16 protein-coding genes and 1 tRNA gene are annotated in these 13,333 nt (G+C 60.9%); 7 read left to right on the top strand and 10 right to left on the bottom strand.

Features of this window, described 5'->3' with window-relative positions:
- Window positions 1-67: 67 nt before the first annotated feature.
- A complete protein-coding gene (locus tag AC788_RS05210) occupies window positions 68-1,069 on the bottom strand; it encodes a substrate-binding domain-containing protein (RefSeq protein ID WP_049859533.1) in 1,002 nt (333 codons plus the stop codon).
- A 292-nt stretch (window positions 1,070-1,361) separates the two neighbouring features.
- Between AC788_RS05210 and AC788_RS05205 the strand changes: the two genes are divergently transcribed.
- Both AC788_RS05205 and AC788_RS05200 read left to right on the top strand, forming a co-directional pair.
- Window positions 1,362-2,513 carry an aldose epimerase family protein gene (locus AC788_RS05205; RefSeq protein ID WP_049859532.1) on the top strand — a complete coding sequence of 384 codons (1,152 nt, stop codon included), beginning with the start codon at window positions 1,362-1,364 and terminating at the stop codon, window positions 2,511-2,513.
- Window positions 2,514-2,836: 323 nt separating this feature from the next.
- On the top strand, window positions 2,837-4,132 hold the full coding sequence (locus AC788_RS05200; RefSeq protein WP_049859531.1) for an MFS transporter: 1,296 nt from the start codon (window positions 2,837-2,839) through the stop codon (window positions 4,130-4,132).
- On the opposite strand, the gene AC788_RS05195 is transcribed toward AC788_RS05200, so the two are convergent.
- From AC788_RS05195 to AC788_RS22035, 3 genes are all read right to left on the bottom strand, one after another.
- A complete protein-coding gene (locus AC788_RS05195; RefSeq protein ID WP_049859530.1) occupies window positions 4,133-4,402 on the bottom strand; it encodes a DUF1652 domain-containing protein in 270 nt (89 codons plus the stop codon).
- A gap of 141 nt (window positions 4,403-4,543) precedes the next feature.
- Window positions 4,544-4,711: a DUF6021 family protein gene (locus AC788_RS21845; RefSeq protein WP_167375933.1), complete on the bottom strand. Its 168-nt coding sequence runs from the start codon at window positions 4,709-4,711 to the stop codon at window positions 4,544-4,546.
- A gap of 50 nt (window positions 4,712-4,761) precedes the next feature.
- Complete coding sequence (locus AC788_RS22035; protein WP_090358366.1) at window positions 4,762-4,887, bottom strand: hypothetical protein; 126 nt, start codon at window positions 4,885-4,887, stop codon at window positions 4,762-4,764.
- Between the two features lie 184 nt (window positions 4,888-5,071).
- Between AC788_RS22035 and AC788_RS05190 the strand changes: the two genes are divergently transcribed.
- Window positions 5,072-6,358, top strand: a complete 1,287-nt coding sequence (locus AC788_RS05190; protein WP_049859529.1) for a DUF2254 domain-containing protein — start codon at window positions 5,072-5,074, stop codon at window positions 6,356-6,358.
- A 120-nt stretch (window positions 6,359-6,478) separates the two neighbouring features.
- Window positions 6,479-7,018, top strand: coding sequence for a hypothetical protein (locus AC788_RS05185; protein ID WP_049859528.1), 540 nt, complete (start codon window positions 6,479-6,481; stop codon window positions 7,016-7,018).
- Window positions 7,019-7,118: 100 nt separating this feature from the next.
- Here AC788_RS05185 and AC788_RS05180 read toward each other — a convergent pair whose 3' ends face one another.
- Both AC788_RS05180 and AC788_RS05175 read right to left on the bottom strand, forming a co-directional pair.
- Window positions 7,119-7,367 carry a CsbD family protein gene (locus AC788_RS05180; protein ID WP_043189409.1) on the bottom strand — a complete coding sequence of 83 codons (249 nt, stop codon included), beginning with the start codon at window positions 7,365-7,367 and terminating at the stop codon, window positions 7,119-7,121.
- 160 nt (window positions 7,368-7,527) lie between these two features.
- Window positions 7,528-8,205 (bottom strand): glycosyltransferase, encoded by a 678-nt coding sequence (locus AC788_RS05175; RefSeq protein WP_049859527.1) that lies wholly within the window; start codon window positions 8,203-8,205, stop codon window positions 7,528-7,530.
- Between the two features lie 243 nt (window positions 8,206-8,448).
- On the opposite strand from AC788_RS05175, the gene AC788_RS05170 reads away from it, so the two are divergent.
- Window positions 8,449-9,099: a DUF2238 domain-containing protein gene (locus tag AC788_RS05170; protein WP_049859526.1), complete on the top strand. Its 651-nt coding sequence runs from the start codon at window positions 8,449-8,451 to the stop codon at window positions 9,097-9,099.
- 13 nt (window positions 9,100-9,112) lie between these two features.
- Here the strand turns inward: AC788_RS05170 and AC788_RS21730 are convergent, their stop codons facing one another.
- Together AC788_RS21730 and AC788_RS05165 are read right to left on the bottom strand one after the other, a co-directional pair.
- Window positions 9,113-9,280 carry a hypothetical protein gene (locus AC788_RS21730; RefSeq protein WP_161804286.1) on the bottom strand — a complete coding sequence of 56 codons (168 nt, stop codon included), beginning with the start codon at window positions 9,278-9,280 and terminating at the stop codon, window positions 9,113-9,115.
- A 91-nt stretch (window positions 9,281-9,371) separates the two neighbouring features.
- Window positions 9,372-9,462 (bottom strand) — tRNA-Ser (locus tag AC788_RS05165).
- A gap of 142 nt (window positions 9,463-9,604) precedes the next feature.
- On the opposite strand from AC788_RS05165, the gene AC788_RS05160 reads away from it, so the two are divergent.
- Together AC788_RS05160 and AC788_RS05155 are read left to right on the top strand one after the other, a co-directional pair.
- Window positions 9,605-10,276, top strand: a complete 672-nt coding sequence (locus AC788_RS05160; RefSeq protein ID WP_043189407.1) for a Bax inhibitor-1/YccA family protein — start codon at window positions 9,605-9,607, stop codon at window positions 10,274-10,276.
- Window positions 10,277-10,435: 159 nt separating this feature from the next.
- A complete protein-coding gene (locus AC788_RS05155) occupies window positions 10,436-11,800 on the top strand; it encodes a nucleobase:cation symporter-2 family protein (RefSeq protein ID WP_049859525.1) in 1,365 nt (454 codons plus the stop codon).
- 11 nt (window positions 11,801-11,811) lie between these two features.
- Here the strand turns inward: AC788_RS05155 and AC788_RS05150 are convergent, their stop codons facing one another.
- Window positions 11,812-12,765 carry a site-specific integrase gene (locus AC788_RS05150; protein WP_049859524.1) on the bottom strand — a complete coding sequence of 318 codons (954 nt, stop codon included), beginning with the start codon at window positions 12,763-12,765 and terminating at the stop codon, window positions 11,812-11,814.
- 53 nt (window positions 12,766-12,818) lie between these two features.
- Complete coding sequence (locus tag AC788_RS05145) at window positions 12,819-13,226, bottom strand: SRPBCC family protein (RefSeq protein WP_049859523.1); 408 nt, start codon at window positions 13,224-13,226, stop codon at window positions 12,819-12,821.
- Between the last annotated feature and the right edge of the window lie 107 nt (window positions 13,227-13,333).

The raw sequence follows: 13,333 nt of genomic DNA, 5'->3' as shown, positions 1-13,333 counted from the left end.
TCCAGAGCAGGCATCACGGCAAGCCGTGAAGAAGCGGCCTCTGCCGGGGCAGAGGCCATGGGTCAGATCAGTTCCACAAACCGATCTTTTCCAGTTCCTGCTTGAAGTTCTCGCGCGTGATCAAGGTCACGTCATCCATGGCGGTGTATTTGGGCGGTTCTTTGCCGGTGGTGACCCACTCGAACATCATGCTCGCCGTGTTGTAGCCCTCGGTATGGGGGCTGGGCAGCATCGAGCCGAAGAAGCCGCTATTGGCCTTCTTCAGTTCACCGATGGCATCGGTGCCATTGATGCCGATACCGATCACGTTGGCAGCCGCAAACCCGGCGCTTTCGGTGGCGCGCACGCCGCCCAGCACGGTGTTGTCGTTCATGCCGCCGATGATCAGGTTCTTGGCGCCAGCCGGCAGCTTGACCAGGGTCGAGTTGGTGGCGTCCATGCTGCCCGGCACGTCGAGGGTCTTCTGCGGGGCGAAAAGAATATGGTCAGTCGGCAGACCAGCAGCCTGCAAGGCCTTCACCGAACCGTCGGTGCGCTTCTTGCCGGTGTCCAATTCGTTATAGGTGTTGATGATCGCGTAGGTGTCTTTCCAGTCCCAGCCGCGCTTCTTGGCTTCCCCGGCCATGGCCATGCCTTGTTTCTCTCCGACCTCGAAGGCCGCCATGCCCAGGTAGGGCACATCCTCCATGAACTGACCCTTGGCATCGACGAAGCGATCGTCGACGGCCATTACCTTCATGTCGTTGAGCTTGGCCTTGGCGACGATGGCAGGGCCCAGCGCCACATCCGGCGGGCAGATGACGAAGCCCTTGACGCCGTTGGCGGCCAGGCTGTCGATAGCGGAAAGGGTTTTCTCGCCGTCGGGCACGGCGATCTTGATGACCTTGAAGCCTTTGTCCTTGCCGGCTTTTTCGGCGAAGGCCCACTCGGTCTGGAACCAGGGCTCTTCAGCCTGCTTGACCAGGAAACCGATCTTGACCTCTTCGGCCCAGGAAGCCGCTGGGCCTGCGAACATCGCGGCGGTCAGGGCGGCACAGCACAGGGAACGGATCCCGTGACGACTCAACATAGCTAACTCCTTATTTTTATTGAATAGCTACAGCGTCCAGCAACATCAGCGAATAGTCATACCATATATCAGGAAGTGCATTTGTAACGTAACGTCACGTTTATGCCGTCGACAGCGGCGTGTCGTCGATCCTGTCAGAAATGACACCACGATCGATCTGCCAAATAGTATTACCATTTATTTTTACGGACGTCGAATTTCAGCTATACCTGCCAGTGCAGCCATCGCCGGAGCCCGGTTGTCCAACCCCGGGATCCAGCCATTTCCTATAAAACACTACGGAACGCCTTACATGCCTATTCATCAAAAACTGCTCAGCGCCATTGGATTGACCCTCATGACTGCTTCCATTTCTGCCCACGCGGCAGGCTTGACTTCGACCCGCGAAAGCTTCGGCGCGCTGCCCGACGGCACGCCGCTGGAAAAGATCACCCTGAGCAACAGCCATGGTATGAAAGCCAGCATCATCACCTACGGCGCGACCCTGCAGGCGCTGCATGTGCCTGACAAAAAGGGCGAGGTTGCGGATGTGGTACTGGGCTTCGATGACATCAAGGGCTACCAGGCCAACCCCACCGTGTATTTCGGCGCCACCATCGGCCGCTTCGGCAACCGGCTGGCCGACGGCAAGTTCAGCCTGGATGGGCAGACCTATTCGGTGCCGCTCAATGACAAGAGCAATGCACTGCACGGCGGCACACGCGGATTCGACAAGCACGTCTGGGCCGTCGAAGCCAAACAGGATGGCGACCGTGTCGCTGCGACCTTCACCTATCGCTCGCCCGACGGCGACATGGGCTTCCCCGGCACGCTGGCGACCGAAGTCACCTACAGCCTGAACGAGCGCAACGAGCTGCGCGTGGAGTACAAGGCCACGACCGACAAGCCGACCGTGCTCAACCTGACCAACCACAGCTATTTCAACCTGGCCGGCGCCGGCAGCGGCGATGTGCTCAAGCAGGTTGCCACCCTGCATGCGAGCCGCTACACACCGGTCACGGCGAAGTTGATCCCCACCGGCGAGCTGGCGCCGGTGAAAGGCACGCCGATGGATTTCCTGGCGCCCACTGCCATTGGCAAGAACATCCAGGCCAAGCATGAGCAATTGACGTTCGCCGAGCCCAAACAGGGTGGCTTCGATTTCAACTGGGTACTGGACACCGAAGGCGACCTGAAGCGCGAAGCGGCGAAGGTGACCGACCCGGCATCGGGTCGTACCCTGACCCTGTACACCACTGAACCGGGTGTGCAGTTCTACACCAGCAACTTCCTCGACGGCACGGTTCGCGGCAAAGGCGGCAAGCTGTACCCGCACTGGGGCGCTTTCACTCTGGAAACGCAACACTTCCCCGATGCGCCCAACCAGCCCAACTTTGCCAGCACCCGCCTGAATCCCGGCCAGACCTACACCCAGACCACGGTGTTTGCGTTTTCAGCGGAATGAGTGCCCGTTCGCGGCCGCGGATCGTGGCCGCATTTTCGCTGGGCAAAAAAAAACCACCGCACTGACGTGAGGTGGCTGAAAATTAACCAAAGAGAGTCGAAGCAGAGCACTTGGCCAGTCGCCATGCGGGGGGAAGAATCAGCGCCTGGCCCTGTATTCATCTTCGACAGCAAAGATACCAGCCGAAACAACCCGCCACTATTGCGTTCGTCAATAGTCATTATCGACATATCGAGCGCATCTTTCGTAATCACCATCGCGGCTGCACCTGCACACCCCCGACATCATCACGTACACTCAATTACGTTAACATCTTGAAACGTATGCGCTCATCGCGTGACCCATTGACTGGCACAAGAACGTCGACTTTGAAACGCACCTCTACCGCTATCTTTTCCCAGCCCGGTTTCCGCGCTTTCCTCATGGTGCGCCTTGCGGCCATGTTCGCCATGCAGATCCAGGCGATCGTCGTCGCCTGGCACATGTACGACATGACTCGCCACCCGTTGACCCTGGCCTATGTCGGCCTGGCTCAGTTCATCCCAATGGTGCTGTTGCTGCTGCCAGCGGGCGATCTGCTGGACCGCTTCGATCGACGCCGGATTCTGCAGATCAGTTGGGGGGTGTCCGTACTCTCCTCGGCCGCATTGCTGTGGTTGGCCCTGACTGAAACCGTCGACACCTGGCCGTACTATGTCGCGCTGTTCGTGTTCGGCTGCACCCGTGCCTTCACCGGGCCGGCGGTGCAAAGCTTGCTGCCGCAGATCGTTGCCCGCGAACACCTGGCCCAGGCCATCGCCACCAACAGCATGATCATGAAAGTGGCGGTGATCGCCGGCCCATTGCTGGGCGGGCTGTTGTATGCCGCCATCGGCGGCTGGACGTTCGGCGTCTGCCTGCTGGGCTTCGCGATCGGTGTCCTGCTGTTGCAGTGGGTACCCAGCGTGCGCATCGTTCGCCCGGTCGACGATCAGACCACTGCGGTGAGTCGCTTCACCGCCGGTATCCGCTTCATCACCTCACGCCCCATCATTCTGGGCGCGATCTCTCTGGACCTATTCGCAGTGCTGCTGGGTGGCGTCGTCGCTCTGCTGCCGATCTATGCCGCCGAAATCCTGCATGTGGGCCCGGCCGGGCTTGGTCTGCTGCGCAGCGCCATCGCACTGGGCGAGCTGGGCATGGGCTTCTATTTGAGCATCCGGCCGCTCAACGCGCGCATGGGCCAGCGCATGTTCCTGGCTGTGGCGGTGTTCGGCGTGGCCAACCTGGTGTTCGCCTTGTCGACCTGGTTCTGGGTGTCCTGCGCGGCACTGTTCGTCGCAGGTGCGGCGGACATGATCAGTGTGTACATCCGCTCTTCGTTGATCCAGTTCGCCACGCCCGATGACATGCGCGGACGGGTCAGCGCCGTCAACATGCTGTTCATCGGCTCTTCGAACGAGTTGGGCGAGTTTCGCGCCGGCGTCAGTGCTACCGCGCTGGGCACCGTACCGGCGGCGCTGTTCGGCGCCATCAGTACCTTGGTGATCGTGGGGCTGTGGACGCGCTTGTTCAGGCCGCTCTGGACCATCGAGAACAACGAGCAGGCCCTGCCGGAACGTCAGAAGCAGCCAAGCTGATCAAGGCCTGGCGGCACCGCGCGGGGCGTTGCTGCGGAACCACTCTTGGTTGGCTTTGAGCTCGGCACGCAGTTGGGCGACGAGTTCCGCGATGGCGCGGCTGTTGGACAGCGGCTGGGTATTCACGCCTACCATCAGCAGGTCGACCTGCCCACTGGCCGGGTCCGATACCTCGACCGTCATGGTGCCGCCGGGATTCAACGTGCAATGACAGCACAGCGGGGCAAAGCTGGCTTCGACGATGCGGCGCATTTCGTTGGTGGGAATCATGTCGCGGTTCTCCTGGCAATGTCATGACTGGAGACTTGTCGCAGCGGGTGTGCGCCGTCACGGGACTTGGAAGGCGCAGACACGCTTCACGCGTGGTCACGGCAGGCACACGGCGAGCGGTGCCTGCACAGGCTAACAGAGTCAGTCCTTGGTGCCATAGGGCGGATACGCGTCAGTGTCACCCGTCTCGTCGGATTGCTCGCTTTCAGGCTTCTTTGCCGGCTTGGGCGGATCGATCTGCGGATCGGCCAGATCGGGTGAGTCCGGATCGAAACCCAGGTCGTCGTCGGGCTTGGTGTCGTTGCTCATAAATGCTCCGGTCGTGGGTGTGCCAATCGGTGGGATGCCTCGGTGCAGCCTCAGGCCACCCCTGGTGGAATCCCGTCCTTGTTGAAGTCCTTGAGCCGCTCCTTTTCTTCCGGTGTGGAATGGGCAGGGGTCTGGTCCTCGGTGTCCTCGGCGGGCGGTTGCTTGTCATCGGCCATGATCGGTTCCTGTCGGTGAGGGGTTCAAGACTGTGAGCCTGCGGACCGATGCAGGGTTCCGTCCAATGTCACAGCGGTGTGACTGACGCATCGGCAGCATGAAACTTTCACCGAGGTCAGGGACTCAATGTGCAGCCGCGCCCCTACGAGCGCTGCAGGCATATGACTACCCGAGGAATACACGATGATCGCACGCTGGCGCTGGGCCCTGGGTCAGATGACCAAACGCTTGTGGTTTCGCGCAAGTCTGTTTTCCCTGGCGGGCATCGCCACGGCGCTGATCGCCATCGTCTTCAAGGATTTCGTTCCCGCCGATCTGCCGACGCGGATCGGCGCCGACTCGGTCGACAAGATCCTGGCAATCATCGCCTCCAGCATGCTCGCGGTAACCACCTTTTCGCTCAGCACCATGGTCAGTGCCTACAGTGCCGCCAGCAGCGGCGTGACGCCTCGGGCGACCTCGCTGGTCATGGAGGACACCACCACCCAGAACGCCCTGGCGACCTTCATAGGTTCCTTCCTGTTCAGCCTGGTCGGCATCATCGCCTTGAGCACCGGCGCCTATGGCGCGCAAGGGCGGGTGGTGCTGTTCGCCGTCACCATCGTCATGATCATCCTGATCGTCTACACCCTGCTGCGCTGGATCGATCACCTGTCGAAGCTCGGTCGCGTCGGCGAGACCATCGACCGTGTCGAAGTTGCGGCGCTGCAATCACTGAAGAACCGTGCGCAGTGGCCGTACATGGGCGCTGCGCCCTACCCTGTCGACCGGGCCCTGACGACGTCCGGTCACAGCGTGCGCAGTGATCAGACCGGCTACGTCCAGCACATCGACGTCGCCGCGCTCGGCGTCCTGGCCGAGAAGCACGGGCTGCGCATCTATATGGAAGTGCTGCCCGGCGCATTCCTGCATCTGGGTGCGCCAATCGCCCGACTCGTGAGCGACGAGGGTGCCCAAACCGGGACCTCCGAAGCGCTCGCACCGGCCATCCGCGACGCCGTGACCGTCGGCCTGCGTCGCAGTTTCGAGCAGGACCCGCGCTTCGGCATTTCGGTGTTGGCAGAGATCGCGTCACGCGCCCTGTCGCCGGCCACCAACGACTCGGGCACGGTGATCGACGTGATCGGCCGCGGAGTCAGGTGCCTGACCGCCTGGCACGTTCACGGCACCGTTGAGCACCAACCATCCGAGATCGACGCCAACTGCCAACGCGTCTATGTACACGGCCTGCTGCTGGCCGACCTGTTCGATGACTTTTTCACCTTGGTGGCGCGCGACGGCGCCGGGCTTCTGGAAGTCGACATTCGCATGATCAAGGCGCTGATCAGCCTGAACGACATCAGCCCCGACGTGTTCGGCGCGCAATGCCGCCTTCATGCTCAGTGGCTGCTGAAGCGAGCAGATCTCGCCCTCACCCTGGATGAAGAAAAACAGCGATTGCATAGCCTGGCCAAGCCATTGCTTGACTGAACATGCCTGCGTCCTGCCCGTGCAATCCGCTTGACCAATGTCCCTGAACTTGTCTCCCACGTCAGGGGCCTTAGTTGACACTGCACCTGCAGACAACGGCTGTTCAAACAGGAATCGATTATGAAGATAGCTTGCCTGGCGTGGGGATCACTCGTCTGGAAGCCCGGGGTATTACCGGTCTGCGGTCCGTGGCATGAAGATGGCCCGTGCTTTCCCATCGAGCTTTGCAGAGTGGGAGATGGCGGTGAACTGGCCACGGCAATCTGCCTGAATGCACCCTCCCGCCCCGCGCTTTGGGCCATGCTGGACAGCGCGAGCCTCGAGCACGCCTGCGAGGCGCTGCGTGAACGTGAGCAGATCCCGCGCAGCCGCGACGACGGAATCGGCACCTTCATCCGCAGTGAAACGGACACGGGTGTAATTGCCAGATGGGCTCAAGCCAAAGAAGTGGACGCGGTGATCTGGACAGCTCTTCCTCCCCGCTTCGCTGGAATCGAGGCACGGGTGCCCAGCGTCGATAACGTGATCGGCTATCTAACGGGATTGACAGGGGAAGTTAGGGAACACGCAAGAGAATACATAGAACGACTATCGCAACAAATTGATACGCCTTATCGAGAGGCAATCGAGAACTCGCTGGGCTGGAAAAGACAGATATAAGAGGAAGAACATAGCCGCATTATTGCGGCACTTCCCGACCGTTCGACCGGCACCGAGCCTGGCGTCGAACGATCTGGAAGAAGCAGTGCTACACCACAGATCAGCGACGCAGGAAGCGGCTGACCAGTACGAACACGGCGGCGCCGATGGCCAACGAAGCGCCTGGCTTTTCCTTGACGAAAGCGGACACATTGTTCAAAGCGTCGCCATAGGTCTTGGTCAGTTGGCCAGCCGCTTCGCGACCTGCGCCTTCGGCTTGCAGGGAATGGTCACCGACCAGTTTGCCGACGACACCTTGAGCCTTGCCAGCAATCTTCTCTGCTACGCCTTCGATCTGTTCGCTTTTCATGTTAGTCCCACCTTGATCAATATTGAGTGACAGTATTTAAAGTATGTAAGCGGAAAAGCTACGTACTTATTGCATCATCTTAGGGCGTTGCGTCCTGCAAATAGTTCCAACGCTATTTTCTACTTTCATCCTTGAAAGATTCTTGCGGACAATCCTCGTGTCAGGGACTCACGGCTTCGAGTGGCGCGCTGATCGACAGCGATCGCAGGTAATCGCCGAATCCTTCGCGGCAGCGGCAATCCAGACGTGCGCTGGTGGTCACGCAATTCATGGAGGTCCAGGTGATGGAAGCACCCGCCTCGTTCAGGTCCGCTACCAGATGGACGTCTTCGTGGGCTTTCAAGGGTTTGAAACCGCCCACCTGACGGTACGCCCGAGCACTGACACCCATATTGGCGCCGTGTACGTGCTTGTGGCCTTCGACAGGGGTATAGAGCGCGTCGTAGCGGGTGCGCACTTCTTCGGCGTGCAGCGACCAGTCATCGATCCGGACCGTGCCGCACACCGCGTCGGTCCGAAAGCGCAGCTGATCCACCAACCAGGTGGCGGGCACTACGGTATCCGCGTCGGTGAACGCAAGCCAGCGCGCGCCCTGCCCCAGCATCAACTCGGCGCCCGCAGCACGGGTACGACCGACATTGCAGTGGGATACGTCCAGGCTTTGCACCGGATAGCGGCTGACCACCCGTTGAGTCCCGTCGGTGCATTGATCCAGCACGATGACTACGCAGACCTCTTCACCTGCCAAAGCCGGATGCTCACCCGCAATCAGCAACGACTCGATGCATTGGGCAACCACAGCTTCTTCATTATGGGCTGGGACAATGATTCCGATCATGGACAATACCTGTCGTGGGGAGGCCGGCATCCGGCGGCTGTAAGTCTCTTGACCTATCTATGGCGCGTTCGTTACAGATAGATACGACGGGTGGTAGTGCGCCAAATGTTCATTCTTTTTTATCACTCGGACGCTTCCAGCCTATTCCCGTTGATTGCCGGTCACAGGCAGTCACAAGACCGAGCGAATTAATGGGAGGCCAGGGGATCAACCAAATCAGTCACCTTGATGAGGCAGGCAGCGATGAACACTCGAACGACCGGCGTGGGCTACCTGCACTGCATTGTGCTGCTGGCCCTGATCGTCTCGGGCTGGCAGCCAGTGGACCGGCAGACCTGGCTGATCGAAAACATCCTGGTACTGGTCGGGGCCGTGGCCGTATGGACCACTCGCAAGCAGTTTTACTGGAGCCGTCGATCGTGGATCATGGTGATCGGGTTCTTGTGCCTGCATGAGGTGGGCACCCACTTCACCTATCCCGAGGTGCCCTACAACTCGGCGGTCTATCTGATCAGCGGTATGGACGTGAATGCCGCGTTCGGCTGGGAGCGCAATCAATACGATCGCTTCGTCCACCTGGCCTATGGACTGCTGCTGAGCTTGCCGCTGCGGGAAATCGTCAGCAAAAAATGTCATCTGAAGGGTGCATGGGCGTCGCTGATCGCCTGGTCGCTGGTGCTCTCGACCTCGATGCTCTACGAACTGATGGAGTGGGCTGGGGCTGCGTACGCAGGCGGTGGCGACTCGGCCTTCGTCGGCGCTCAGGGCGATATCTGGGATGCTCAGAAGGACATGGCGGTGGCCGCTGCGGGTTCGCTGGTGGTGTTGATCTGTCGCGGCCACGCCTTGCGCGACAAGGTTTCGGCACTGCGCGGCCGCCTGACGCCGAACTGATCCGGCGCAACGGTCAGTGCATCAGGACGTAACCCAGCATCTGCTTGGCCAGACGCCACGGCTGCCAGGCCGAGAGGTGGTCGAAGATCCTGCCGGAGTTGCCCATCACACCCATGACGGTCACGTAGACGACGCCCTTCCTGATCAATCTCGATAGCTTCTTCTTGCTGTAGCGCAACAATCAGGACACCTGCACAAGTGGGGTTCACAACGTGGCATTTCTGCAGGAGCAGAAACGAAAAAGCCCCGCCAATGCGGGGCTTCACGATGTTTGGCGGGAAACCAGGGATTCGAACCCTGGAGACGCTATTAACGTCCGCCGGTTTTCAAGACCGGTGCATTCAACCACTCTGCCAATTTCCCGATGTCTTGCTGGTTGCTTTGCGGGCGCCATAATACCGTAATGAAACACGCTGTCAAACTCTGGATAGAGCGGCTGCACAGGGGTCTGATATGATCTTTGCATCTGAACGTTTCAGACGTGTTCAATCAAAGGAGTCTCGCCATGCGCGAACAGGATTATGCAGTTAATCAAGGCTCGCAGGTGCAGCAGCTAGAAGTTAGCCGCGTCCTGCGCAACACCTACGGCCTGCTGGCCCTCACCCTGGCTTTCAGTGGTGTAATGGCTTATGTCGCGCAGCAGATGCGCGTCGGCTACCCGAACATCTTCGTCGTGCTGATCGGCTTCTACGGGCTGTTCTTCCTGACCAACAAGCTGCGTGACTCGGCCTGGGGCCTGGTGTCCACCTTCGCCCTTACCGGCTTCATGGGCTTCCTGCTGGGCCCGATCCTCAATCGTTACCTGGGGATGCAGGGTGGCGCCGAAGTGGTCAGCTCGGCGTTCGCGATGACGGCGCTGGTGTTCGGCGGCCTGTCGGCCTACGTGCTGATCACCCGCAAGGACATGAGCTTCCTGGGCGGCTTCATCACCGCAGGCTTCTTCGTGCTGCTGGGTGCCGTGCTGGCGAGCTTCTTCTTCCAGATCGCCGGCCTGCAGCTGGCGATCAGCGCCGGCTTCGTGCTGTTCTCGTCGGTGTGCATCCTGTTCCAGACCAGCGCGATCATCCACGGTGGCGAGCGCAACTACATCATGGCCACCATCAGCCTGTACGTGTCGATCTACAACCTCTTCGTGAGCCTGCTGCAGCTGTTCGGCATCATGGGTCGCGACGACTGATCCACCGCTGTGAAGTCGAAGCCCGCCTCGTGCGGGCTTTTTCTTGTCTGCAGCTCACAGAGTCTGCGCAAAAAACCGTTTTGCCGCGTCGACGACGCGCCGTAGAATCGCGCTCTTTTTCCAAGAGCCATCGCGCGCTCGTTTTCCGGAGCCCTTGCCATGACCGCCCCATTGCCGCCCAGCGACGAATTGATCCTGGGCCTGGAAGACCGTCCGCGGCCATTACTGGGCCTGCTTGCCGCCCTGCAGCATCTGCTGGCGATCATCGTGCCGATCGTCACGCCGGGTCTGTTGATCTGCCAGGCGCTCGGCGTCAGTGCCCGTGACACCAACATGATCGTCTCGATGTCGCTGGTCATCTCGGGTATCGCCACGTTCGTGCAGTGCCGTCGCATCGGCCCGTTCGGCGCGGGCCTGCTGATCGTGCAAGGCACCAGCTTCAACTTCGTCGGGCCGCTGATTGCCGGGGGTGCGCTGATGGTCCAGCAGGGCACGCCGGTAGAGGCGGTAATGGCCGCCATCTTCGGCGTGGTCATTGCCGGCTCGTTCGTGGAGATCGGGATTTCGCGGATTCTGCCCTTCGTCAAACGACTGATCACCCCCCTGGTCACCGGCATCGTGGTGTTGATGATCGGCCTGACCTTGATCAAGGTCGGGCTGATCAGCATGGGCGGCGGTTTCGGCGCCATGGCCAACGGTACCTTCGCCAATGGCGAAAACCTCATGCTCTCCGGGCTGGTATTGGCGATCATCGTGGTGCTCAATCGCATTCCAGTGACCTGGATGCGCAGTGCGGCCATTGTCATCGCATTGGCCATGGGTTACGCGCTCGCCGGCTACCTGGGTCGATTGGACTTCACCGGCATGCATCAGGCCGCGCTGTTCCAGGTGCCGATGCCTCTGCACTTCGGCCTGGGCTTCTCATGGGCATTGTTCATTCCGATGCTGGTGATCTACCTGGTGACGTCTTTGGAAGCCATCGGTGACGTAACGGCTACCAGCAAGGTGTCGCGCCAACCTGTCGAAGGTCCACTGTGGATGCAGCGCATCAAGGGCGGCGTCCTGGTCAACGGTGTCAACTCGATGCTGGCCGGGTTGTTCAATACCTTCCCCAGCTCCATCTTCGCCCAGAACAACGGCGTGATTCAGCTCACCGGCATCGCCAGCCGACACATCGGCGTGTGGATCGCGGTGATGTTGATTCTGCTTGGCCTGTTCCCCACCGTCGCCGGAGTGATCCAGGCGGTGCCCGAGCCGGTGCTCGGCGGTGCGGCCATGGTGATGTTCGGGGCGGTAGCTGCGTCGGGTATCAATATCCTCGCCAGCGTCGACCTCGATCGCCGGGCGCTGTTGATCATCGCGGTATCGCTGGCGCTGGGCCTGGGTGTGGCCCAAGTGCCGGAATTCCTGGCGCACATGCCGGGCGCGCTGCGCAACGTTCTGGAATCGGGCGTGGCCACCGGGGGTATCTGCGCGCTGGTGCTGAACTGGTTCCTGCCGGCCGCGCCTGCGGCTCGCCAGTAAGCCGCGCCCGCTTAGAGGTCGAAGCGGTCCACGGCACGCCGACGTTCGTTGTCGTCGCGCATGTCGTAGGCCGCCGTGGTCTGGATGTTGGTGTGGTGCGCCAGTTTCTGGGCGATCGACAGGTCGTGCTCCTCGATCACCCGAGTAATGAACGAGCGGCGGAAATCGTGGGGCATGATCTTCACGCCGACCTGAGCACCGCGCTGCCGGGCGATGTAATAGATGGCGTGTTTGGTGATGCGCTCGCGCGTGATGTGCGCGCCGCGGCGGATTCGGTTGAAGAGGAAGTCGTCGTCCGCCTGACCGGCCGGCAGTTGGCTGCGGCGGAACGCCAGCCAGGTCTGCAAGTGGGTAAAGGCCCAGCTGGGCGCGTACTTGATCAGCTCCTTGTTGCCCTTGCCTACGACCCGCAGGCTGCGCTCGGCGAAGTCGACCTGGGTCAGGTCCAGGTTGACCGACTCCGACTTGCGCATGCCCGAGCCGTACAGAATGGCGATCACAGCCGCATCGCGCAGGCCCTGGGGCCGCGGATCGCTGGCGCAGACTTCCATCAGGTCGCGGATCAGACTGCGCTTGAGGTTGCGACCATTACCCAGGCGCGTGCCCTGCATGGGCTTGACCGAGCGGATCTTGAGCAGGTGATCCTGGTCGATCAGGCTCAACCGCCAGGCTTCGTTCATGACGCCGCGCACAGCGTTGACGTAGATCGAGGTGGTGTTGGGCGCATAACCGTCTTCGCGCAGCGCGGCCACCAGCGAGGTGACATGTCCCGGCTCCAGCAGGTGCCAGGGGACCTCGCGGATATCGGCGTCCTCGAAGCCGAGGCGGTCGGCGGCGTCCTGCAATACATATTGCATGGTCGTACGGCTGGACGGCATCAGCCGGGCGAGGTATTGCAACAGAGGGTTTTGCAGATCAGACAAACCGTGGGGATCCTTTAGAGCGTCGAGGTGAACACCGAACATTCTAACACCCGCATCCCTGCCTGACCTGCACGCCGTCACCCGGTCGGGTTTGATCAGAAGTTGTCGCGCAGTGCCTGCAGGCCGCCTTGATAGACGCCGTCGAAGATTTCCACGGCCTCGGCGTCGGAAATACCTGCCGGGGTGAATCGACCGCCCCACTCCACGCGACTGTTGCCGGCGTCCATTTCGATCACCTTGAGGGTGGCGAGGTAGTCGGTCACCGGGAACGGACCTTCGGTGATCGAATAGCTGTAGGTGCGCGCCGCGTTGTCGTAGCTTTCCAGGCGCTCGACGATGACCGTGCCATCCACCGTGGTCAGGTGACGCAACCGGCCATGCTCCTGGGCTTCGCTGTGCTGGATCATCGGCAACCACTGGGCCAGGGAATTGAACCCGGCCACCAGGTTCCAGACCTGATCGGCCGATGCCGGAATGTCGATGCTCGCTTGCGTGCTTGCCATGTCATGGCTCCTGTCGATGAGGTGGGGTACAACGGTAGCGAGGGTTCGAGTGCGCAGCAAGCCGTTAGTGCCTTCGTTCTTGCCTTCGATGGTGCCGCCAGTGCGGC

The organism is Pseudomonas sp. RIT-PI-a (assembly GCF_001187875.1).
Classification (GTDB): Bacteria; Pseudomonadota; Gammaproteobacteria; order Pseudomonadales; family Pseudomonadaceae; genus Aquipseudomonas; species Aquipseudomonas coleopterorum.
Note: the sequence above shows the minus strand (reverse complement) of the source record. Positions and strands in the feature narration are given on the sequence as shown.

Bases quoted from the DNA above. Each gene is read 5' to 3' on its own strand.
- AC788_RS05210 (WP_049859533.1), bottom strand. From the start codon at position 1,069: ATGTTGAGTCGTCACGGGATCCGTTCCCTGTGCTGTGCCGCCCTGACC.
- AC788_RS05205 (WP_049859532.1), top strand. From the start codon at position 1,362: ATGCCTATTCATCAAAAACTGCTCAGCGCCATTGGATTGACCCTCATG.
- AC788_RS05200 (WP_049859531.1), top strand. From the start codon at position 2,837: ATGCGCTCATCGCGTGACCCATTGACTGGCACAAGAACGTCGACTTTG.
- AC788_RS05195 (WP_049859530.1), bottom strand. From the start codon at position 4,402: ATGATTCCCACCAACGAAATGCGCCGCATCGTCGAAGCCAGCTTTGCC.
- AC788_RS21845 (WP_167375933.1), bottom strand. From the start codon at position 4,711: ATGAGCAACGACACCAAGCCCGACGACGACCTGGGTTTCGATCCGGAC.
- AC788_RS22035 (WP_090358366.1), bottom strand. From the start codon at position 4,887: ATGGCCGATGACAAGCAACCGCCCGCCGAGGACACCGAGGACCAGACC.
- AC788_RS05190 (WP_049859529.1), top strand. From the start codon at position 5,072: ATGATCGCACGCTGGCGCTGGGCCCTGGGTCAGATGACCAAACGCTTG.
- AC788_RS05185 (WP_049859528.1), top strand. From the start codon at position 6,479: ATGAAGATAGCTTGCCTGGCGTGGGGATCACTCGTCTGGAAGCCCGGG.
- AC788_RS05180 (WP_043189409.1), bottom strand. From the start codon at position 7,367: ATGAAAAGCGAACAGATCGAAGGCGTAGCAGAGAAGATTGCTGGCAAG.
- AC788_RS05175 (WP_049859527.1), bottom strand. From the start codon at position 8,205: ATGATCGGAATCATTGTCCCAGCCCATAATGAAGAAGCTGTGGTTGCC.
- AC788_RS05170 (WP_049859526.1), top strand. From the start codon at position 8,449: ATGAACACTCGAACGACCGGCGTGGGCTACCTGCACTGCATTGTGCTG.
- AC788_RS05160 (WP_043189407.1), top strand. From the start codon at position 9,605: ATGCGCGAACAGGATTATGCAGTTAATCAAGGCTCGCAGGTGCAGCAG.
- AC788_RS05155 (WP_049859525.1), top strand. From the start codon at position 10,436: ATGACCGCCCCATTGCCGCCCAGCGACGAATTGATCCTGGGCCTGGAA.
- AC788_RS05150 (WP_049859524.1), bottom strand. From the start codon at position 12,765: ATGTTCGGTGTTCACCTCGACGCTCTAAAGGATCCCCACGGTTTGTCT.
- AC788_RS05145 (WP_049859523.1), bottom strand. From the start codon at position 13,226: ATGGCAAGCACGCAAGCGAGCATCGACATTCCGGCATCGGCCGATCAG.